Genomic DNA, 22,562 nt, shown 5'->3' with positions numbered 1-22,562 from the left:
GGCTGACACCGCAGGCCCCGTGCGCCTTGGGCTCGCGGTCCATTCGCCGCCGGTCCGTCGCCGACGGCGCCGCACCGGCACACGACACCACAGTTCCCGAAGGACCCGCGCCCACGGCTCGCTCGAGGTAGTGCCTCACTCGTCGGTCACCTGCCTCCCGGTGTCCTGGACCGGGCAGCTGCCCGCGACCGAGCAGTGCCTGCAGCCATCGTTGCGCATGGCGAGGTAGCTCGGGCCCTGGGTGGCGGCCGCCGCGTCGTGAATGGTGCCGCGCCATTTCTCGAGAGCTTCGGCATCCAGCGGCAACTGCATCCGCTGGGTCGCGCCTTCCTTGCTGCTCGGCTTGGCGACGTAGACCAGCCGTGCCCCACCAGGCTCCCCCATCGGCCCATTGGCTTCACCGATGGCCCTGCCGGGAGCCCCCTCGAATTCACCTACGCCACCATCGGACTCACCCACAGCACCACCGGGCTCACTGACAGGTCCACCGGACTCACTCACAGTTCCACTGAGCTCACCCACGGTTCCACTGGACTCGTTCACGACCTCACCACGCGAACCTGCGGCGCTGATCGGGTCGGCTGTTGCGCTCGACGTTCCAGCGGTGGTGACTTCAGGGGTTCCCGCCGCCCCATCGGCCTCGGCCCGAGGTCCGTCGGCTGCGCCCGCACCGGACTCTCCCCACACACCAGCACGCACACCGGTGCCACCCGGGCCGGCCGGTGACCTCGGAGCTCCGGCTACGACACCGGCCATACCGGCTGGTCCGCCGGGTTCGCCCGCGACATCGCCGAGTTCGGCGTCGTCGGGCAAGCTCCAGGATTCAGTGGTGACGCGCCTCGATTCGAGTGCGGGAGAACGGGATTCCGAGCCTCGGGCTTGGGTGTCGAAGTCACCCGGTTCGCGTGGGTTGTCATCCGACGTGCCCATCGTCGGGTCGAGCGCACCCATCGCCGCGGCTACCTGATAGGTCGCGAGTTGGGCATGGTCGGCGGCGGCTTGTTTGGTGACCGGGGACTTGCCCGTCTTCACGTCGACGATCACGAAGCGGCCGAGAGCGTCGCGTTCCAATCGGTCGACTCGACCGCGGATGCGGACGGGGCGTTCGTCTTCCGCGCGTGCGGGTAGAACGCAGTCGACCGGGACCTCGACGCCGGCCTGGGTGAGTTCGCCTCGGGTGTTGCGGACCCAGGCCATGAATGTCTCCAGCATGGCCTCGGTGCGGCGCAACTCCTGGCGGGAGTGCCAGCCGGTGCCGGGATCGATGGCCTGCCATGCCTTGTCGAGCGCGGCCTGGACCTGTGCCTCCGGCACCTTTCCGGCCAGCGCTTGGACCAGCGTGTGCACCAGGTTGCCCTTGACCGCGTGCGGGTTGTCGCCGTCGGTGCCGCCGTGCCGTTCCAATGCCCAGCGCAGCGGGCAGGTGCGCAAGAGTTCCACCGTGGACGGTGACAGCGCGACGGCGGTGTCGTCCTCGTCCCACAGCGACCGCGACGAGCTGAGATCGGCTGTGCCGTACCAGTCTTCGGGGTGGGTGCCGCGAATGCCCGCACTCGCGAGCCGGGCCAGTTGGTGGGCCGCGCGGCGCCTGCGTTCCGGATCTGCCTCGGAATCGCAGACCACGCCGCGCATTTCGGCGACCAGGGAATGCATCACCAGGGCCCGGCCGGGATCGACGACCGGAAGCGCGCCGGGTTCACCGTCGTCGTCGTGTCCGAGGAGCTCGGCCAGGAAACGGGACGGCACGAGATCGCGGTCGCCCGATACCGATTCCACCGCGGTGACCAGCAGCGATTGCCGAGCCCTGCTGCACGCCACCAGCAGCAGCCTGCGTTCCTCGGCCAGGATCGGCGCCGCGCGGCTCACGCGCTCCCCGGCATCGGCGATCCCCGCTGTCACATCCACCAGGTCCTCGTTGCCGAGCAGCGTGCCGCGTGGACGCGGATTCGGCCAGATGCCTTCCTGCACCGCGGCAACCGCGACCACATCCCACTCCCGGCCCGCGGCCGCGTGCGCGCTGAGCAGCGCGACAGCTTCCCCGGGCGCGGTCAGCGACGTCGTGTCGTGCGGGATCTCCTGTTGCAGTAGGTATTCGACGAATCCCTCGACGCTGGCACGCGGCAGCCGGTCGACATAGGCGGCGGCAGCGTCGAAGAGACCGACCACCGCATCGAGGTCCCGATCGGCCTGCATCCCGATCGCGCCACCGCGTTCGGACTGCGCGACCCAGCGCCGCTCCAGTCGGGACCCGGTCCACAGCGCCCACATCACGTCTTCGAGTCCGGCGCCTTTGCGCCGGGCCGTGCGAGCCCGATCCAACGCGTCGAGCACCCGGCGCAGCGGTGCGGCCTCCACATCGGTCAGCCGCTCGATGAGCTCGCGGTCGGCGATACCGATCAGCAGATCCCGCAGCACCTCCGCCGAGGACCGATCCAGCAGACCGCCGTCGTCGTCATCCCCCGCGAATCCGGCACCGGACTTTCCGTTCCGCTGCGACTCCAGCACGCTGCGTCGAATACCACGCCGCAGCCTGCGCAGACTGATCTGATCGGCGCCACCGAGCGGCCCGCCGACCAGGTCGAGCGCATCCTCGTCGGAGAACATCGGCTCGGTCGTCGGCGGCGCACTGCGCTTCGCAGGCTCGCTCGCGAGTGCAGCGCGCAATGCGAGCAGCATCCAGGCCGCGCCGCGCCGTCGGGCCAGCGGCGCATCGAGCGCGGGTTGTTGCACCGGCACCCCGGCCGCCAGCAGCGCGCGCCGCAGCGGCGCCAGCGATAGCGGCACCGAACGCACGATCACCGCCATGCGCGACCATGGCACGCCCGCGGTGAGATGGGCGCGCCGCAAATAGTCGGCGATCAGCCCGGCTTCCTTCGCCGGAGTGGCCAGCACCCGGACCCGCACCGCGCTACCGTCGTCTTCCGGTTCGGTATCGCGCCTCGGCAGCGAAAACCGTTGCGGCGCACTACCTGGCAACTTGGCCGCGATCCTGGCCACCGCCAGCTCCACCTGACCGCCCGATCGGTGGTTGTCCCGCAGGATGATTCGTTGCCCCTCCGGTGTATCGAGGTCGGCGACGAAACGGGTGTCCGCGCCACGGAAAGTGAAGACGCCCTGGTCCGGGTCGCCCGCGACCACCGCGGTCTGCGCGGCGTTGCCGATCACCCGAATCAGCAGCGCGGCCTGTGGATCCAGATGCTGAGCGTCGTCGACGAGGAGGTATCGGATCCGAGCGCGTTCCGCGGCAAGCAGATTCGCGTCGCCGGCCAAGGCGTCGAGGGCGGCGCCGACGAGCTCGGCGGCATCCAGCGCTGGCGCGGTCGCCTCGGGCGCCTCCACTCCCACCGACCAGCGCAGCAGCATCGTCTGCTCGTACCGCACCGCGAACTTGCCCGCCGCCACCCACTCGGGCCGAGCATGCTCACGGCCGAGGCGGACCAGGTCCTCCGGTCCGAGCCCGCGCTCGGTGGCCCGCAGCATCAGGTCGCGCAACTGTTCGGCGAACCCACCGAGACTCAGTGCGGGCTGCAACCGTTCGGGCCACAATCCGGTCGCCCCCGCCGCGATATCGATCAGGTCGCCGCGCAGCATCTCGCGGAGCACGGCATCCTGCTCGGCACCGGTCAGCAAACGTGGCGGCGGGTTGCCGTGCGCGGTGGCGTGCCTGCGTAACACCGAGAATGCGTAGGAGTGCAGCGTGCGAACCAGCGGTTCGCGCGTCGCGCCGGGCACGCCCGGTTCGGCGTCGGGTTCGGAGCCGGTCAGCCGGGCGGTGATGGCATCGCGCAGCGCGCTCGCCGCCTGTTTCGAATGGGTCAGCACCAGCACTGATTCCGGGTCGGCTCCCGCGGCGATCCGATCGGCGGCCAGATCGATCAACAGGGTGGTCTTGCCGGTGCCCGGCCCGCCGAGCACCTGCCACGGCCGCCATCCCGGGCGGATCGGGCCGATCGCGGCCTGGGCGTCGAACAGCGCGCGGACATCGGCACCCCAGACCCGAGGCCGGGGTGCCGCCACGTTTCGGCGAACAAGTCGCACCGCGCTATCGGATCGCACCACGCGGGCTATTGCAACAGACGCGACCGACACACCACACGCCGCTCCGGGTCGGCTCGGGCTGCGAGGGGTTTCGATACACGTCAAAATAGATACCGTGTCCTCTCTTCATGTCCACCGGTTCGGGCCCGCCGACGGACCGATCGTCCTAGCCCTGCACGGCGTCGTCGGCCACGGCAAACGCTGGGAAGCCATCGCGACCGAGCACCTGCCCGATGTCCGAATAATCGCTCCTGACCTGCGTGGACACGGACGCTCGACCGGGCTGCCGCCGTGGAACTTCGAGACCATCGTCGCCGATCTCGCCGGGGTGCTCGCCGCGGAAACCGACGAACCCGTTGTGGTGGTCGCGCACTCGTTCGGCGGCGCGTGTGCGCTGCACCTCGCCGATAGCCATCCGGAATTGGTGCGCAAGTTGGTGTTGCTCGACTCGGCTATCGCCTTGGAACCCGAACTGCTCATGGATGTCGCGCTGTCGAGTCTGGCCTCGCCGGACTACGTCGACGTCGAGCATGCGCGTCGAGACAAGATGGCGACCGGCTGGAGCGAAGTGGACCCGCGCCTGCTGGACGCGGAACTGGCCGAGCATCTGATGCCGACCGCCGACGGCCGCGTCGGATGGCGGATCAGCCTGCCCGCCGTCAATTCCTACTGGGGTCAGCTCGCCCGCCACTACGTGCTGCCGCCGCGCGATCTGCCGACGGTGCTCGTGCAGGCCATGAAGGTGGTGCCGCCGTTCGTGACACCGGAGTTCCGTGCCGCCCTGTTCGAGCGGCTCGGCGACAATCTGACGCTGCTCGAATGGGACTGCGATCACATGGTGGCCCAGATCCGGCCCGCCGAGACGGCGGCGCTGATCCGATCGGTGCTCTGATCCCGATGGCCACCTCGGATGCCCAGGTCGAGCTGGTCCGCGCGCTGGTCGCGACGATCCCGCTCGGCCGGGTGGCCACCTACGGCGACATCGCCGCGGCGGCGGGGCTTTCCACGCCGCGCACGGTCGGCTGGATCATGCGCACCGACGCCGCGGATCTGCCATGGCATCGCGTGATCGGGGCGGGCGGCAAGCCGGCCGCGCACCTGGCCGAGCGCCAACTACGGCGGCTCGCCGAGGAAGGTGTCGCGATCCGCGACGGGCGCGTCGACCTGCGCGCAGCGCGTTTCTCCTTCCCCGACACACCGAACGGGTAGTGCCGCGCAATCCCGTCACGCCGCCCACCTTCGCCGGTTACCGTGGAAGTCATGTCCACCCGCCTGTCCTGTGTCGTGTTCGATGCAGACCGGCCGCGGTTCGTCGCGAACTTCTGGGCCGAGTTGCTCGGCTGGGGGGTGACCGTGGACCGCGCCGACGAAGTCGATGTCGCGGCGCCCGACCCCGACGGTCTCGAGCTGGCCCTGACCTTCCTCCCAGCGGCGTGCGCGAAGCGCGGGAAGAACCGCATCCACCTCGACCTCGCCAGTCGATCCATCGACCACCAGCGCGTGCAAGTCGATCGGGCGCTTTCGCTCGGTGCGCGCCGGATCGACATCGGCCAGGGGACGGTGCCGTGGGTGGTGCTCGCCGATCCGGAGGGCAATGAATTCTGTGTGCTGGAGCCGAGGGAGGAGTACGTGGACACCGGCGCGGTCGCGGCGATCGTCATCGACACGCACGAACCGGTCCGGCTTGCCGAGTTCTGGTCCGCCGCGTCCGGCTGGCCGATGGAACACGCAGGCGCGCAGGTAGCCGGCCTGCGTTCGGCGACGGGGCTCGGTTCCTGGCTGGAGTTCGTATGGACGCCCGACGTGAAGTGCGGACGCAATCGGCTACACCTGGATCTGTCCTCCTTCCCCTCCGACGACCAGGCAGCGGAGGTCGCCCGGCTCCGCGCGGCGGGCGCGACACAGATCTCCACCGGGGATGTCGGTGGCGCGCCGGGGCAGGTGCTCGCCGATCCGGAGACCAATGAGTTCTGCCTGCTCCGACCGGCCTCGAGCTACACGACGGTCTGATCGACCGCGCTCGCTTGGGCGGTTGTGCGGCGCCGACGAATTAGCATGTCGGCCATGTTGTTCCTCGCTCCAGGTTTCGGCTCGTGACGGCCGTCGACGCGATCATCCTCGCGGGCGGACGTGCCAGCCGCATGGGCGGCGTGGACAAACCCGCCATCATCATCGGCGGACGATCCATGCTCGACGCGGCCCTTGCCGCCGTCTCAGGGTGTGTGCGCACCGTCGTCGTCGGGCCGCAGCGGCCGGAGCTGGATTCAGCGATCCGGCAGGTCCGGGAAGTCCCGCCGGGGTCGGGACCGGTGGCCGCGGTCGACGCGGGCTTGCGGGCGCTCGGCACCACCGCGTCGCCGCTCGTGGTGGTGCTCGCCGCGGACATGCCGTTCCTGACCGGGGCGGTGGTCGTCGAATTGATCAGGCACGCCACCGAATCCGGCGCTGAGGCGGTATTCGCCGCCGATGAGTCCGGGCGGCCGCAGTACCTCACCGGAGTGTGGCGGCGCTCGGCGCTCGCCGCGGCCATCGCGAAGCTGGATGCGCTGGTCAATCAGCCGATGAAGGCGCTGGTTCCGACCGATACGGTGACCGTGGCGATGCCGGGGATCGCCGATTGCGACACCGACGAGCAGGTCCGTCGCGCGCGAGCGGCGGCGCGGACGGTGGACGACGCGGCCGACACGAGCGCCGCGCCGCAGGCCAGGCCGCCCGCTCCCTCCCGGTCGGCAGGGGCAAGACCCGAAGGGCCGACCTCGGCCGTCGCCGCGTCGCGACGGGAGCGCCCCACACTGACTCTCGACGAGGCGCGAAACACGCTGCGCACCGATATCTCTCGGCTGACCGCGTATCGTGCCGACCTCCGTTCGGTCCGCGGCGCGGCACTGGCCGCGCCGCTGTCGGCCGTCGGCCCGCTGCCTCGCTTCGATGTGTCGGCGATGGACGGATACGCGGTCGCAGGCGACGGCCCGTGGCGCCTGCGCCGCGATATCGGCTTCGCGGGTGGGCAGCGCCCTGTCGGATTGCTGACCGGAGAGGCGGTGCGCATCGCCACCGGCGCGCACGTGCCCGACGGCACCACCCACGTCGTGCGGGACGAGTTCGCGAGTGTCGAGGCGGACAATACGCTGCACCGGCTTCCCGGCACCCCCCTGCGCGACGACATCCGCCGCAGCGGCGAGGACCGCAGGCGCGGCGATCTGATCGCACCCGAAGGCGCCCCTGTCAGTGCGACCCTGATCTCGGCGGCCGCCAGCGTGGAGGCGACCGAAGCACTGGTCCGCGGCCCGGTCCGGGCCCGCATTGTCATGACCGGCGACGAAATCCGCAGCAGGGGCCCCTTGCGCGCCGGCCAGACCCGCGATTCCATCGGCCCGGTGCTGCCGGACATGTTGTCGTGGTACGGCATTCACACCATCGCCCGCGTCCACCTGCGCGACACCCCCAATGGATTCGACGAAGTCCTCACCGCCGCAAACGATTGCGATGTCCTGGTGATCGTCGGTGCGACCGGAAGCGGCGCCGCCGACCAGTTGCGCGGCGCCTTGACCCGTGCGGACGCCAGGATCCTCGTGCACCGGCTGCGCCTACGCCCCGGCGGCTCCACCGTCGTCGCGGAACTCCCCTCGGGCACCGCCGTCCTCGGCCTGCCCGGCAACCCCTTCGCCGCCGTCGCCATCATGATGGCGCTGGCTCCAGCCCTCGTCGACGGCCGCATCGGCAGCCCACCGCGGCGCGCACTGACCGGCCCCCTGCACAACGCCTCCGAGATCGCGGGCCCGGTTCCCCGTATCGTCCCGGCCCGTATCGACCAGGACGGCGGCTGGCACGGCGACGCCGACGTCCGAACCACCCATCTCGGCGGCCTCATCGACCGCGACGGCTTGGTCATCGTCCCCACCGCGGCCACCGACGACGATCAGGTCGAATTCCTGCCGCTGCTGGGCTGATTTCGGCCGCTTATTTCCGCCCATTTCCACCGAAATTGCCACGAATCGTCCGACACATCGGCATTTTCCTTCCACGATTGATGCCCGCTCGCTATTGTGTGGTTGTTAGGCGAACATTAATCACCCGGAAAGGACCGAGTGGAGATGGCTGAAAAGTCCAAGAAGACGCCTAAGAAAATGCCCAAGCAGATGCCTCGGCAGCAGCAACAGCAGCGCCAGGAGCAGGGCATGCCCCGAGCAGGCGGGAGTGCTGAAGGCCAGAAGATGATGCCGGACCAGCAACGACGCCAGGGCGAGAACGACCCCAACCGCATCGATCGGCGGCCGGGGCAGCACTGATCCAAGTCCTGTAGAACGGGCCGCTGGTTCCTGCATTGCAGGAATCAGCGGCCCGTTTCAATTATGTGGATTAATTCGAGCTTTCGCCTCGAGCACCGATACGCAACAGCGATTCGGAATCGACATCCACCGGCCTTCCGGCGACCGTCGGATCCGGAGTCGGCACCGCATCGAGCAGTCGCCGTGTGTAATCCTCGCGCGGGTGAGCGAAAACATCTGTCACCGATCCTGTTTCGACAACGGATCCCGCGCGCAGCACCACGACCGGTCGGCCACCTGATGCACGACGGCGAGATCGTGGCTGATGAACAGGCAGGCGAAGCCGTACTCGGCGCGCAGGTCCGCGAACAGGTCGAGCACCTGAGCCTGAACCGAGACATCCTGGTGGACGCGTGCGACATGCTTTCGCAGCGCGCGAAGCTCCTCAGTCGGCAGCCCGGCCAGCGAAACCCCTTGCAGCTCAACTTCTCACGAACAGCAGGGTTCCTGCGCGCACTCCGTTCGGGGTGCGCAGGGCTGTGTCGTGGGCATACCGGTCAAGCTAACAGGCAACGATCCAGCAAGCACCGGTTCGGCGCACCGTGCGCGAAATGCTGGTGACCTGAGACTTCCCGGCTTTGACTCGAATGATGCCTGTTCCATCCCACGCCCGCGGCTATGCATCCCACTCCGGTTCGATCGGCCGGACCACCGCCGATTCGGCACCGGAATGGACCTACCCGCCGGCCGCACCCGCAGGCGCTCCCAACATCATCGTGGTGCTGGTCGACGACATGGGATATAGCGATATCGGCCCGTTCGGCTCCGAGATCGAGACGCCGGCGCTGGACCGGCTGGCCGCCAACGGGGTTCGGTTCACCAACTACCACACCACCCCGCTGTGCTCGCCGTCCCGCGCGGCGCTGCTGACCGGAATCAACTCTCACCGTGCCGGATTCGGCTTCGTCGCGAATGCCGATCCGGGGTACCCTGGCCTGCGATTGGAACTGGCCGACGACGTGCTCACCCTGCCGGAGATACTGCGCGGCAACGGTTACGCAACCTACGCGGTCGGCAAATGGCATCTGGTGCGCGACGCCACGATGAACCCTGCCGCGCACCGGGATTCGTGGCCGACCCAGCGCGGCTTCGACCGCTACTACGGCTCGCTGGAGGGACTCAACTCCTTCTACTACCCCAACCAGTTGGTGTCGGACTCCTCCGTCGTTGACGTCGAGCAGTACCCGGAGGGCTACTACCTGACCGACGACCTGACCGACAAGGCCATCGGCTACCTCAAGGACCTGCGCGCCCACGATTCGGCCAAACCCTTCTTCCTGTACTTCGCGCATGTCGCCATGCACGGCCCGCTGCAGGCCAAGCCCGAAGACCTGGCCAAATACCGCGGCCGCTACGCCGAGGGCTGGGATCGATTGCGCCAGAACCGGTTTGCCGCTCAGCTCGCGCAGGGCCTTTTCCCGGAGGGCACGCAACAGAAGGCTCGCAACACCGAGCCTGGATACGAGGCGGCGGAGTGGGATTCGCTCAGTGCCGATGAGCAGCGGCGTTTCGCCAGGTACATGGAGGTGTACGCGGGGATGGTCGACAGCATCGACCAGAGCCTGGGCCGCATCCTCGATGTGGTCGAGCAGCTCGGCGAGCTCGACAACACCATCGTCGTGTTCACCTCGGACAACGGCGGCACCGCCGAGGGCGGCCCGGAAGGCACCCGCACCTATTTCGCGGAGTTCGCGCACATCGACGATCCGGACTGGGTCGGCGATGTGCCGCACGACGAGGAACTGATCGGCACCGCCCGGCTCGGCGTGCACTACCCGCGCGGCTGGGGCCAGGCCTCCAACACACCGTTCCGGTTCTACAAGGGCCAGACCTTCGCGGGTGGCGTGCGTGTGCCGCTCATCGTCTCCTGGCCGAAGGGTCTGCCGCGTACCGAAACCGACAGCGGCATCCGGCAGGAATACGCCTACGTCACCGATCTGGCGCCGACCCTGCTCGAGCTGGCCGGCCTGCGACGGCCTAGTGTGCGTAATGGGCTGCCCGCCAAGGAGTTCGACGGTACATCCGCCGCTGAACTGCTACGTGACCCGCAGGCCCTCAGCACACACACCGAGCAATATTCCGAGATGACGGGACACCGCGGCTTCTACCGCGACGGCTGGAAGCTGCTGTCGCTGCATGAACCCGGCACCGATGTCGATGCCCCGCACTGGCAGCTGTTCGATGTGCGCGCCGACCCGACCGAGCTGCACGACCTTTCGGACCAGTATCCGGACAAGGCCGCCGAGCTGGCCGCGGCCTGGGACGAATCCGCCTGGGCCAACACCGTTTTCCCGCTGCTGACCCGTCAGGATCTGGCGCGCAGGCGGCCCGAGGAGTCCCGCTTCGCCGAGCCGCTGCGGCTGCTGCCCGGCACGCCGACCCTGGAGCGCTATCGTTCGCAGCGCCTGATCGCCTACCGCGACTTCGCCATCACCGTGGAACTCGGCGGATACCGCCCCGGTGACGAGGGCGTTCTGGTCGCACACGGCGATCCGCTCGGCGGCTACCTGCTCTATGTCGAAGACGGCCGGCTCACCTTCGGGGTGAACAGCTACGGCACCTACGCCACGGTCTCGGCGGGCCCGTTGAACACCGATAGCCGCCGCATCACAGTGACCGCGGCGGTTCGCCCGCATCTGCGCTGGGATTTCAGCATCGTCATCGATGGCGAACGCGTCGCCGAACTGCGTGATCAGGTGCAACTGGTCGGCATGGCCCCGTGGACCGGCATCTCCGTCGGAGTCGATGCCCGTGGCCCGGTCTCATGGGACCTGCGGGAACGTCGCGGCCCCTTCCGCTACTCCGGCGAACTGCGCGCGGTGACCTACACCCCCGGCCCGATCCGCGTTCCCGAGGCCACCATCGAGGCGGTGGAACGCGAAGCGGAATTCGTCGCTGAGTAGGCACCGTGCCGACGGTGTTTACCTGCGAGGTAATTGTCCGATGTATCCGCGCGACCTACGTTCGGTGTGTCGTCCGATAGCGACGGCGCTGCCCACCGAAAGGATTCGACCATGCCCGCCTATGGTTTCGCCCATCTGCGCAGCCGACGCGACCACCCGGACATCATCGAATACTTGGAGCGTATCCAGGAGACCCTCGATCCTTTCGCGGGCCATTTCGTCATCCACGGCCCACCCGCCGAGGTGGTGGAAGGTTCGTGGCCCGGCAGGATGGTGCTGATCGAATTCCCGGGGATGGCCGAAGCGAAGGCCTGGTATGACTCTGCCGCGTACCAGGAGATCCTGCCTCTGCGCACCGATCACATCGAGGGCGACCTGCTGCTGATCGAGGGCGTAGGACCGAACTACGACCCCCGCGAGCGGGCGGCGAAGCTACGGGCGCAGGCGTAAGCCGATTTTTCGACACCGTCCCCAGTCGGATACCGTTGACCAGGCACAACAGCCCTCTTCACGACTAGAAGGACGCACCTGATGGACGACAGTTCCCTCATCTGGGACGACGGTGCACTGGTCACCATCGACCAGCGCGGGCTGCCGCACGAGGTACGGGAGCTGCGGCTCACGACGGTCGATCAGATCATCGACGCTATCCGGGTGCTTGCCATCCGCGGTGCTCCCGCAATCGGGATCGCGGGGGCGTTCGGGGTGGTTATCGCCACTGCCGCGAACACCGTTGACGGCGTGGTCGATGTGGCGCGCGTCCAAGCCGACGCCGAGCGCATCACGGCGACCAGGCCCACCGCGGTCAACCTGGCCTGGGCGGTACGCAGGGTCACGGCCCAAGTGCCGCTGGGTGCGGACGCGGTGCTCGCGGAAACACTGGCCATCCTTGCCGAGGACGGCCGGGTCAACCAGGCCGCGGCGACGCATGCCGCCGATCTGGTGCAAGAGCTCTGCCCGGATCGCCCGCTGCGGGTGCTGACCCACTGCAACACCGGCAGGCTCGCGACGAGCGCCTTCGGCACGGCGATCGGCACGCTTCGAGTGCTGTTCGAGCGCGACGCGATCGAGGACGTCCTGGTCGACGAGACCCGTCCACTACTGCAGGGTGCGCGTCTGACGGCATGGGAGCTGGCCGAGGCGGGCATCCCGCATCGCCTCACCATCGACTCCGCGGCGGCCTGGGCAATGGCCACCGGTCAGGTCGATTGCGTCCTTGTCGGCGCCGATCGCGTCACGGTCAACGGCGACGTCGCGAATAAGATCGGGACCTACGCCCTCGCGCTGGCCGCCCGCCATCACGGGATCCCGTTCATCGTGGTGGCCCCCGAGTCCACCCGCGACCCGAATATGGCGACCGGTGACGACATCGTGGTGGAACAGCGAGCCGCCGCCGAGGTCACCGGATTCGGCGGTGTCCCAACAGCTCCCGAGGGCACCGCGGTTTTCAACCCGGCCTTCGACGTGACACCCGCGGACCTGGTGACCGCCGTGGTCACCGAGCTCGGCGTGGTGCACAGCGCGACCGCACGAACTTCGAATCCGAGTACGGCGATCGCCGCCATCGCGCGCGAACTCTACGAACGCGGGTGGATGCCCGGCACCGCGGGCAATATCTCCGCGCGGACCGGCGCGAACGCCGTGATCACCGGCAGTCGCCTACCGAAGGGCGAGCTGACCGAGCACGACATGGTGACCGTCCGCATCTCGGATTCGACGCCATTGCCGCAGCAGACACGGAAACCCTCGGCGGAGACCACCATTCACACTGCTATCTACCGGACGACCGATGCCGCCGCGGTCGTTCACATCCATCCGCCGTATGCGACAACCCTTTCGACGCAGACCGGTTCCCCGGATGAAGTGACCACCCTGCGCATCACCGACTTCGAACTCATCAAGGGACTCGGCGGCGCTGACCCGGCATCCATCGATATCCCGGTGTTCCCCAACTGGCCCGACGTCGCGCGAATCGGCTCCGACATCGAGCGGTACCTGTCCGAGAATCCCACCGCGCCAACAGTTTTGGGGATCACAGGCCACGGCATCACCACGTGGGGGGACACTCTTTCCCAGGCGCGTGACCGCGCCGAATGCTTCGAGGCACTGTCCGAACTGGTGATCCGCACCGGTCGACGACAGGCGTTCGCCGACGGCGACTGCACGCAGGTCGCTCGACAGAGCACGGCGCGCGAGGAGATCCTCGAGATTGGACCGATTTGACGCTTCCCCTGTCTGAAGGCAGGAGATCAACCAGACCACCGACAAACCCTCCCGACCCAACCCTTGAAAGGAGGACGGCGCTTCCTCTCCTCGCGAACGAGGGAGTAACCGCGCCGAACACCCGATGACGCTTTTGCAGGTGATGGCCGCCGACAATGCCGACAAGGTACTACTGCGGACCACGGACGACGTGGTGATCGCCGCGCAATTGGCCGACCGCGGAATCACTTTCGACCGCTGGCCGGTGGTGGACAACGCCGCAGGCACTGCCTCGGACGCGCTGCTGGCCGAGTACGCCGAGCGGGTCGCCGAGCTCAATGCCGCCGGCCGCTACCGCCACATCGATATCGCCCGCATCCATCCCGACGACGCGAACCCCGAATGGCCGCAGATCGCGAAGGGCGCCCGCGAGAAGTTCCTCAACGAGCACCGGCACGCCGAAGACGAGGTGCGTTTCTTCGCAGGCGGCCGCGGGTGCTTCTACCTGCACCTCGACGATGCGGTGCTGGCCGTCGTCTGCGAGGGCGGCGACCTGCTCTCGGTCCCCGCCGGAACCCTGCACTGGTTCGATATGGGCACCCGCCCCGATTTCATCGCCATCCGTTTCTTCGAGGAAGAAGACGGCTGGGTCGGCGATTTCACCGGTGACCGCATCAGCGAAGGTTTCCCGACGCTCGACCAGCTGCTGACCGCGCCGTGATCGCCGCGGTCGTCGTCGATATCGAAGGCACCACCAGCCCGACCAGCTCGGTGCGCGAGGACCTGTACGGCTACACCAGGGCCAGGCTCCCCGAGTGGCTTGCCGACAACCGCATGGACGCGGCCGTCCCCATCGTCGCGGCGACCAGGGCACTCGCCGAACGCCCCGACGCCGACGAAGCCGAGGTGGCCGCGATCCTGCGCGACTGGCTCGGTTCGGATGTCAAGGCCGAGCCGCTCAAAGCCGCACAGGGACTGATCTGTCACGAAGGCTTCCGCTCCGGCGCCCTGCACGGCGAGTTCTTTCCCGACGTCGCGCCGGCACTCGCCGCATGGCGGGCCGACGGGCTCGATCTCTATGTGTATTCGTCGGGATCGGTACGCAACCAGCAGGATTGGTTCGCCTTCGCCCGCGGTGGCGAACTCGCCTCGCTGATCGGCGGCTATTTCGATCTGTCCACCGCAGGGCCGAAGCGGGAATCCTCGTCCTACGAGAAGATCGCGGGCGCGATCGGCACGCCCGCAGAGCAGATCCTGTTCCTGTCCGACCACCCGGATGAACTCGATGCCGCCGTCGCGGCGGGTTGGTCGGCCATCGGCGTCCACCGCCCCGGCGAACCGAATCCGCCACGACCACCGCACCGCTGGGTAGCCTCGTTCGCCGAAGTCCAGCCGCGCTGAGTCATCGCCGGCTACGCTGAGTCGCCTCGAGCTGCGCTGAGTCGTTCTCAGCCGCGGTCGGCCTGCGTGCTCAGGCGCCGGAGATACCGATCTGGCTGCGCACCGCGCCCAGGTGGCCGTGCTGGACCGAAGCGAAGATACGGCGCGCATGCACCGCGACGGGACTGGTCGACCAGGGCGCCAGTGCGGTGGTGAACATGAGTTCGCACCAGGACATGGCGGGTACATCGCCCGCGGCGAGCGTTGCGATGAGCGACATCTCGGTGTCGTGGCCCGCCCACGCGGCGAGCAGCCAGGCCGCGTCGAGCCTGCCGAGGAATTCCTCGGCATCCTCCGGCGGACCGTGCGGGGTGTCGACGGCGAGATGGACCACCGCGGCAATCGCGTGCCGCATCCTGGCATCCAATCCGACGGCGTCGTGCAGCAGCAGCGCTTCCAGCGCGGAGCGCAGCTCTACACCGGGGTCGATCGCCGCGTTGTCGACCATCGCGGGGGTAGCGCGCGAACTGCGAATCATAGGAACTATCTCCTTCGAGTCGGTATCGAGTTGTGGGTTCGCGATGACCGAACGCAGGGCGCACGACTGGAGCAGACCCGGCCGTCCGTCCTCGACCAGGCTGACCAGCGCACCCGGGTTCCAGTCCAGCCTGCCGAAGGCCAGGCACCAGTCCAGCGCCGGATTGTCCGCGGCTACCACCACATCCAGCGCCAGTCCCGACATCGACGCGGTGCACGCCAGGGTGATGGCGTCCACGTCCGGTTCGGTGATGGTCAGATGCAGGGTCGCTTCGTCGTGGCCCGCGTCGGCCCGGGCCCGGCCCGCCAGCCAGACCGCACGGGCGGCGGCGGCCATAGCTCCGGCACGGCGGTCACCGTGCGGATGATCGAGGTCGGTGTCGAGAAAGGGGCCGTACCAGAGCGCTCGGCCCTCGTCACCGCATACCGCGAAGGTGCCGTTCGAGCAGTCCGCGGCCGCGGCCAGCGTGATGTGGGGCACCAGTTGGATGTCATTCACCATGAAACACTCACTCCCGCAATGTGCACGCAACCTGTCCTCATCGGCCGGATACTCGCGAGGTCGTCACCAACTTCGTGAATTGTCCGATAAGCGGATCAAAGACGCTCCGACACGGCTTGTCCAGAGAATCGATAACATCGAGCAAACCCTGTGATGTACTTACACCGGCCAGTGAAACTCCGCCCGGACGCGACACAACCGTGTAGCGCATCCGGTGGACAATAACGTGGTCGGGGAGCCTTTTGGGCCGGTAACATCGCCGCCATGCCCTACGTTCAATCCGGCTCGGTCGCAGTTCATTTCCAGCCGTGTCGAACCCATGGACCTGTCCTGCTGCTCGCCAACGGATTTCTCTGGACGAATCCATGTTCGATCCTTTACGGAAACTCCTGATCGCCGCAGGAATCACTATGGTGACGTGGGATGCGCGCGGCAACGGCGGAACCAGAGCACCGCGCGATGAGCCGTTCACTTATTGGGATCTGGCCGCCGACGCACTATCGGTATCGAATGCGCTTGGTGTCGAAAAGCCGTCATCGGCGGGATGAATCAGGGGGATACGCGGCGCTGCGCACCGCCATGCTCGCACCCGATCGAGTACTCGGACTTGCCCTGCTCGATACCGAGGCAGGCGCGTGCAGCCTGCCCGAATGTGACGCACTACCGCGCTTTCTTCGACGCCTGGTGCGGTACGGACCCCGTGCGCCGATCACCGAGACCCTGGCGCCGCAGCTGATCGGCGGTCCGGACCCGGCCGCGTGGACGCGGTGGACCGCCCGCTGGCGAGCGGGTGATCGCCTGGCCATCCGCGCGGCCGCGCAATGCCTGATGACGCGGGATTCGGTGCTGCACAGACCGCCCGAAATCGAGGTGCCGGCACTGGTTCTGCGCGGCAGCCTCGATATTTCCAGCACCGCGACCAAGTCGGCCGCGTCGGCCGACGGCCTGTCCGGCACGCCGGGGTCGTCACGGTGCCCGATGCCGGGCACGGCGTGGCCTATCCCGAGCGGGTGGCGCTGCCATTACTCCAGCTCATGCGCCGTGCGAGCTAGGAACCGAACGATTTTGTGGTGGGCGCGGTCGCGGGGCACGATGTGCGGATGCCGAGAAAGAATCGGACCCTGCCCGGATAGTTACCGGAGTCCACCCGGAACATCTGCACATCGAGGCTGTAGCACTCGTCGGTGTCGAGGTCACGAACATGCATCGGCTGGTCCCTGCCGTAGATGGTGCGGCCCGCCGCCCACATGGTTCGGAATTCCGGATAGTCGCCGAGTTCGTCGAGCAGTTCGGCGGACCATGCGGTGTCGCCCGATTGACCGATGAGGCCGCGCAACCAGTCCACTGTGAGCGCGGCCTCGCGCCGCCAATCGACCATGACCCGCTTGGACAGCTCGTTGCCGAAAAGCCAGCGCAGGATATTGACGTCCTCGACCAACCCGGGAAACGTGGCCTCGTAGGCGTCATTGCACGACAGAATGTTCCACCGGGTATCGAGGTAGCTTGCGGCATTCGGCTCATGCAGTCGCAGCCCGTTGCGCATGTCGTCACTGATCTCGGCGCGCAACTGCGGCACGCCGGGAAACGTTTCTTCGGCTAGCCCGGCCAGATCGAAAAGATGTCTACGTTCGGCGTCTGCCAACGGGCTGATCCGATCCAGATAGGCGATCAGCGCGGTTACCACCGCCCTGGTGGGGTGATCGCGATCGCCGCCTTCGAGATGGGTGATATAGCTGGAGCTGACCCCCGCGGCGAATGCCAGCTTTTCCCGGGATATGCGCCGGTCGTCACGCAGTCGGCGCAGCAGCCCCCCGAAGGTAGGGGGCCGCAATTGATTCCCGTCGCCGGCATCGGTCGACTTGATTAGCACAGCAATCCACTCCTATGAAGCTGTAGTCGCATCAACGAGTTGGGTACATCTACACAAGAGGCAAGCTGAACAGTTCGCGCCGGCTGCGACGCACATACGATCGGGCTGGTCATGGCTCCTTCGTCGACGATGTGAGTCCGCTCCCATGGGAGTCGATATTAAACGATGTTCGTTCTTTATATTTGAAGCACACGCCGCCGAATTGCAACGTTGTAGCAATATCTTCGGGGCCGAATCCGGCTCGCTTCCACCAACATTCGGGACTGTCGAGACCCGCATCGGCAGCCCAGCCGGAGCCATGACACCGCCACGGTCGCCCGGCCGGCTGGACTCGCTGAACGGTTGCAGGCCACGAAATCCACTCGACGCCGCGACGCCCTTGCCGATCCAGCGACCGCCGCGTTCCGAACGCTCGACTGTCGTGATCGCGGTGACCGAATCACCACGTGCTTCGAGCAGGATTGCCCATCGAAGCCGACCGCACTCCGCCTCCGCCGGCGCGGCGGCGGAGGGATCCTTCCGGCATCTCGACCGTGTGATCGGCGGCAGCACGCGCCGCCACACAGGCACCGCCACCGTGGCCGATTCGATCGCGGCTTCGAACCTCTACACGTACGAAGAATAATCCGCCGACATGACGGCCGCCGAAATTATCGGCAAATACACAGCGACACGGCGCGGCGCTTGCAATAATCGCTCCGCACGTCATATCCGCGGGACCACGGGGCATGGAAAACCATCCACAGCACCCGTCGAGAACGTGTTAACAAATGTAAAGCAAATAATAACCAGCGGTTTCCAAAGCTTCACCGGCAAGCCCCCGAAACACTTGCTCGCGGTGGCGTTTCAGCCGGTCAGACCACATCGACGCTGGTCACCCGCAGGTCAGCAGCGATTCGCCGCTACCGCACGGTGACCGTCATATTGCCGCGACCTCACAGCTCACCGAGCACTGGCGAGCGTTGTGAGAGAATCATTTTGACGCGCCACTCGACCTCCTTACAGTCGGAGCATCAGCCCGATTTCACAGCTCGAAGGGGGCGTCGTGGTTAATTCACGCACTCAGGGCTCCGCGCCCTCCGATTCGGCCGAGCGGCCATCGCTCGATGCCGGCGATGCGCTCCTTCGATTGGGCAAATACTTTCGGCGTGGCGAGGCCTCCGCCGATCAACGCAGCTTGCATCAGGTCGGCGGGCGCAGCGCCGACGAGTTCTACCGAGATCGGTGGTCACACGACAAGGTCGTGCGCTCCACGCACGGGGTCAACTGCACGGGGTCGTGCTCCTGGAAGATCTACGTCAAGGACGGCGTGATCACCTGGGAGTCCCAGCAGACGGACTATCCCTCGGTCGGTGCGGACAAGCCCGAGTACGAGCCACGCGGCTGCCCGCGCGGTGCCTCGTTCTCCTGGTACACCTACTCCCCGGCGCGAGTGCGCTACCCGTATGTGCGCGGCGTGCTGCTCGAGATGTACCGGGAAGCCAAGGAACGCCGTAAAGATCCGGTGCTGGCCTGGGCCGATGTCGTCGAGGATCCGGTCAAGGCCGAGCGCTACAAGTCCGCTCGCGGCAAGGGTGGTTTCGTGCGTGCCGAGTGGTGGGAGGCCGCGGAGATCGCGGCGGCCGCGCACGTGCACACCATCAAACGCTATGGTCCGGACCGCGTGGCGGGCTTCTCACCCATCCCCGCCATGTCCATGGTCAGCCATGCTGTCGGCGCCCGGTTCATCTCCCTGCTCGGCGGTTCGATGCTGTCGTTCTACGACTGGTACGCCGACCTTCCGGTGGCCTCGCCACAGGTGTTCGGCGACCAGACCGATGTTCCGGAATCAGCCGACTGGTTCGATGCGGGCTACCTGATCATGTGGGGCTCGAATGTGCCGGTCACCCGAACGCCGGACGCGCATTACATGACCGAAGCCCGCTACCGCGGGCAGAAAGTCGTTGTGGTGTCGCCCGACTATGCCGACAACACCAAGTTCGCCGACGAATGGGTGCCCGCGCGTCCAGGGACCGACGCGGCCCTCGCCATGTCGATGGGGCACGTCATCCTGAAGGAGTTCTTTGTCGATCGCGGCACGCCGCGGTTCCTGGACTACATCAAGCGCTACACCGACCTGCCGTTCTTGGTGTGCGTGGACGACCCGGAAGGCTGGGACGCCGACGGCGTCTATCACCACGACGGCGCGGTGCCCGGGAAGTTCCTCACCGCCGCCGACCTCGGCCGGACCGGCGAGGGTGTGGAGCACAAGCCGGTGCTGCTGGACGGCGAGGGAAAGCCCGTGGTGCCCAATGGTTCTCTAGGACACCGCTTCAGCGCGAGCGATGCGGGCAAGTGGAACCTCGACCTCGAAGGTGTCGATCCGCTGTTGACGCTGCACGGCAGACCGGACCAGAAGCCGATCACGGTGCGGCTGCCGCGCTTCGATTCCGACAAGCCGGGCGTCCTGGTGCGTGGCGTGCCGACCACGATGATCGGCGGCAGGCGCGTCACCACGGTCTTCGATCTGCTGTTGGCGCAGTACGGCGTCGGCCGGGACGGACTCCCCGGTGACTGGCCGACCGGCTACGACGACGCCTCCAAGCCGTACACCCCGGCCTGGCAGGAGGCCATCACCGGCGTTCCCGCCGCACAGGCCGAGCGGATCGCCCGCGAATTCGCCGACAACGCCGACAAATCGGGCGGCCGCTCGATGATCCTGATGGGGGCGGGCACCAACCACTGGTTCCACTCCGATCAGATCTACCGTGCCTTCTTCACGCTCACCCTGCTCACCGGGTGTCAAGGCGTCAACGGCGGCGGCTGGGCGCATTATGTCGGCCAGGAGAAGTGCCGCCCGGTAACCGGATGGGCGACTTTGGCTTTCGGCCTGGACTGGCAGCGCCCGCCACGGCAGATGCAGGGCACGGTGTTCTGGTACCTGACCAACGACCAGTGGCGCTACGACCCGTTCACCGCAGAGGCCTTCGCCTCCCCGTTGAGCAGCGGAGCCTTCGCGGGACGCACCGCCGCCGACAATATCGCGCTGGCAAGCCGACTCGGTTGGATGCCGAGCTACCCGACCTTCGACCGTAATCCACTCGACCTCGCCGACGAGGCCGACGCGGCGGGCAAGAGCGCCCCCGACCATGTGGTGGACAGCCTGAAGTCGGGTGCGCTACGTTTCGCCTGCGAAGATCCCGACGCGCCGGAGAACTTCCCGCGCTGCCTGACCGTATGGCGCGCCAACCTGCTCGGCTCCTCGGGTAAGGGCAACGAATACTTCCACCGGCATCTGCTCGGCGCGGACTCCAACCTGCAGACCACCGACGACACCGGCGTGCGGCCGCAAGAGCTGGTCTGGCGCGAGGACGCACCGACCGGGAAGCTCGATCTGCTGCTCTCCCTCGACTTCCGGATGACAAGCACCACCCTGTTCTCCGATATCGTGTTGCCCGCCGCGACCTGGTACGAGAAGCACGACCTGTCCTCGACCGACATGCATCCCTTCGTGCACGCGTTCTCCCCCGCCATCTCCCCGCCGTGGGAGGCCAAGACCGATTTCGACGCCTTCCACCGGATCGCACGCGGCTTCTCCTGGATGGCCGAGAAGCATCTCGGCACACGCAAGGACATCGTCGCGGTGCCGCTGCAGCACGATTCGCCCGATGCGCTCGCGCAGGTCGGCGGCCGGGTGCTGGACTGGAAAGCCGGTGAGTGCGAGCCGATTCCGGGCAAGACCATGCCGAAGATCGTGGTGGTCGAGCGCGACTACTCGAAGATCGCGGAGAAAATGGCCGCGCTCGGACCGCTCGTCGAAACACTCGGTCTCACGACCAAGGGCGTCACCACCCACCCCGAAGAAGAGGTCGCCTACCTCACCGGCGTGAACGGCACCGTGGTTTCCGGTGTGGCGCAGGGTCGCCCGTCGCTGGCCAAGGATACGCACGCCGCCGAGACGATCCTCGCGTTGTCCGGCACGACGAACGGCAGGCTCGCGGTCGAAGGCTTTCAGGCGCTGGAGCGGCGCACCGGAACCGAGCTGGCCGACCTGGCCGCCGAGCACGAGGGCAAGCGAATCACCTTCGCCGACACCCAGGCCCGGCCGGTGCCGGTCATCACCTCGCCGGAATGGTCCGGCAGCGAAACCGGCGGCCGGCGGTACTCGCCGTTCACCATCAACACCGAGCGACTCAAGCCATGGCACACCCTCACCGGGCGCCAGCACTTCTATCTCGACCACGACTGGATGGTCGAACTCGGCGAGCAACTCCCGATCTTCCGGCCGCCCTTGGACATGACGGCCTTGTTCAGCGAGCCGGATGTGGGCGAGGTCGGCGCGAGCGGCGTGACGGTCCGGTATCTCACGCCGCATTCGAAGTGGTCGATCCACTCGGCCTACCAGGACAACCTGCATATGCTGACGCTCTCCCGTGGCGGCCAATCGATCTGGATGTCGGAAAAGGACGCCGCGAAAATCGGTGTGGCCGACAATGACTGGATCGAAGCGGTCAACCGCAACGGCATAGTCGTCGCACGCGCGATCGTCAGCCATCGGATGCCGGAAGGCACCGTGTTCATGTATCACGCCCAGGACCGGGCGGTAGGTGTGCCACGCATCGAGACAAGCTCCGAAGTCAACGATGCACGCGGCAAGCGCGGCGGCATCCACAACGCGCTCACCCGCATCATGATCAAGCCCTCACACCTCATCGGCGGTTACGCGCAGCAATCCTTCGCGCTGAACTACCACGGCCCCACCGGAAATCAGCGCGACGAAGTGACGACGATCCGTCGCCGCTCGCAGGAAGTGGAGTACTGAT

Annotated in this window: 15 protein-coding genes and 1 pseudogene; 12 read left to right on the top strand and 4 right to left on the bottom strand. The window is 67.3% G+C overall.

Annotated elements, in window-relative coordinates:
* Positions 1–135: 135 nt before the first annotated feature.
* Positions 136–4,056 (bottom strand): PD-(D/E)XK nuclease family protein, encoded by a 3,921-nt coding sequence (locus ACFU4Z_RS09370; RefSeq protein ID WP_379061650.1) that lies wholly within the window; start codon positions 4,054–4,056, stop codon positions 136–138.
* 97 nt (positions 4,057–4,153) lie between these two features.
* On the opposite strand from ACFU4Z_RS09370, the gene ACFU4Z_RS09365 reads away from it, so the two are divergent.
* The 5 genes from ACFU4Z_RS09365 to ACFU4Z_RS09345 all read left to right on the top strand — a co-directional run bounded on the left by ACFU4Z_RS09365 (position 4,154) and on the right by ACFU4Z_RS09345 (position 8,327).
* On the top strand, positions 4,154–4,930 hold the full coding sequence (locus tag ACFU4Z_RS09365) for an alpha/beta fold hydrolase (protein ID WP_379060965.1): 777 nt from the start codon (positions 4,154–4,156) through the stop codon (positions 4,928–4,930).
* 5 nt (positions 4,931–4,935) lie between these two features.
* Complete coding sequence (locus ACFU4Z_RS09360) at positions 4,936–5,247, top strand: MGMT family protein (RefSeq protein ID WP_379060964.1); 312 nt, start codon at positions 4,936–4,938, stop codon at positions 5,245–5,247.
* A gap of 51 nt (positions 5,248–5,298) precedes the next feature.
* Positions 5,299–6,048: a VOC family protein gene (locus ACFU4Z_RS09355; protein ID WP_379060963.1), complete on the top strand. Its 750-nt coding sequence runs from the start codon at positions 5,299–5,301 to the stop codon at positions 6,046–6,048.
* 83 nt (positions 6,049–6,131) lie between these two features.
* Positions 6,132–7,988 (top strand): NTP transferase domain-containing protein, encoded by a 1,857-nt coding sequence (locus tag ACFU4Z_RS09350; RefSeq protein WP_379060962.1) that lies wholly within the window; start codon positions 6,132–6,134, stop codon positions 7,986–7,988.
* A 144-nt stretch (positions 7,989–8,132) separates the two neighbouring features.
* Positions 8,133–8,327 (top strand): hypothetical protein, encoded by a 195-nt coding sequence (locus ACFU4Z_RS09345; RefSeq protein WP_379060961.1) that lies wholly within the window; start codon positions 8,133–8,135, stop codon positions 8,325–8,327.
* Between the two features lie 70 nt (positions 8,328–8,397).
* Here ACFU4Z_RS09345 and ACFU4Z_RS09340 read toward each other — a convergent pair.
* Positions 8,398–8,708 (bottom strand): annotated as a pseudogene (locus ACFU4Z_RS09340) (glutathione ABC transporter ATP-binding protein); the annotation flags it as partial.
* A gap of 248 nt (positions 8,709–8,956) precedes the next feature.
* Between ACFU4Z_RS09340 and ACFU4Z_RS09335 the strand changes: the two are divergent.
* The 5 genes from ACFU4Z_RS09335 to mtnC all read left to right on the top strand — a co-directional run bounded on the left by ACFU4Z_RS09335 (position 8,957) and on the right by mtnC (position 14,872).
* Positions 8,957–11,269: an arylsulfatase gene (locus ACFU4Z_RS09335; protein WP_379060960.1), complete on the top strand. Its 2,313-nt coding sequence runs from the start codon at positions 8,957–8,959 to the stop codon at positions 11,267–11,269.
* Between the two features lie 111 nt (positions 11,270–11,380).
* On the top strand, positions 11,381–11,719 hold the full coding sequence (locus ACFU4Z_RS09330) for a DUF1330 domain-containing protein (RefSeq protein WP_379060959.1): 339 nt from the start codon (positions 11,381–11,383) through the stop codon (positions 11,717–11,719).
* A gap of 81 nt (positions 11,720–11,800) precedes the next feature.
* A complete protein-coding gene (gene mtnA / locus ACFU4Z_RS09325) occupies positions 11,801–13,492 on the top strand; it encodes an S-methyl-5-thioribose-1-phosphate isomerase (RefSeq protein WP_379060958.1) in 1,692 nt (563 codons plus the stop codon).
* 124 nt (positions 13,493–13,616) lie between these two features.
* A complete protein-coding gene (locus tag ACFU4Z_RS09320; RefSeq protein WP_379060956.1) occupies positions 13,617–14,192 on the top strand; it encodes an acireductone dioxygenase in 576 nt (191 codons plus the stop codon).
* Complete coding sequence (mtnC, locus tag ACFU4Z_RS09315) at positions 14,189–14,872, top strand: acireductone synthase (protein WP_379060954.1); 684 nt, start codon at positions 14,189–14,191, stop codon at positions 14,870–14,872. Before ACFU4Z_RS09320 ends, mtnC begins: the two co-directional genes overlap by 4 nt.
* Before the next feature lie 70 nt (positions 14,873–14,942).
* On the opposite strand, the gene ACFU4Z_RS09310 is transcribed toward mtnC, so the two are convergent.
* Positions 14,943–15,890, bottom strand: a complete 948-nt coding sequence (locus ACFU4Z_RS09310) for a hypothetical protein (protein WP_379060953.1) — start codon at positions 15,888–15,890, stop codon at positions 14,943–14,945.
* 365 nt (positions 15,891–16,255) lie between these two features.
* Here ACFU4Z_RS09310 and ACFU4Z_RS09305 point away from each other — a divergent pair, with 365 nt between their 5' ends.
* Complete coding sequence (locus ACFU4Z_RS09305) at positions 16,256–16,438, top strand: alpha/beta fold hydrolase (RefSeq protein WP_379060952.1); 183 nt, start codon at positions 16,256–16,258, stop codon at positions 16,436–16,438.
* A gap of 500 nt (positions 16,439–16,938) precedes the next feature.
* Here the strand turns inward: ACFU4Z_RS09305 and ACFU4Z_RS09300 are convergent, their stop codons facing one another.
* Entirely contained in the window at positions 16,939–17,760 is an 822-nt protein-coding gene (locus tag ACFU4Z_RS09300; RefSeq protein WP_379060951.1) for a helix-turn-helix transcriptional regulator, read from the bottom strand.
* Positions 17,761–18,805: 1,045 nt separating this feature from the next.
* Between ACFU4Z_RS09300 and ACFU4Z_RS09295 the strand changes: the two genes are divergently transcribed.
* Positions 18,806–22,561, top strand: coding sequence for a nitrate reductase subunit alpha (locus ACFU4Z_RS09295; protein ID WP_379060950.1), 3,756 nt, complete (start codon positions 18,806–18,808; stop codon positions 22,559–22,561).
* Position 22,562: the final 1 nt, after the last annotated feature.

This window comes from Nocardia sp. NPDC057440, from assembly GCF_042802915.1.
Classification (GTDB): Bacteria; Actinomycetota; Actinomycetes; order Mycobacteriales; family Mycobacteriaceae; genus Nocardia.
Note: the sequence above shows the minus strand (reverse complement) of the source record. Positions and strands in the feature narration are given on the sequence as shown.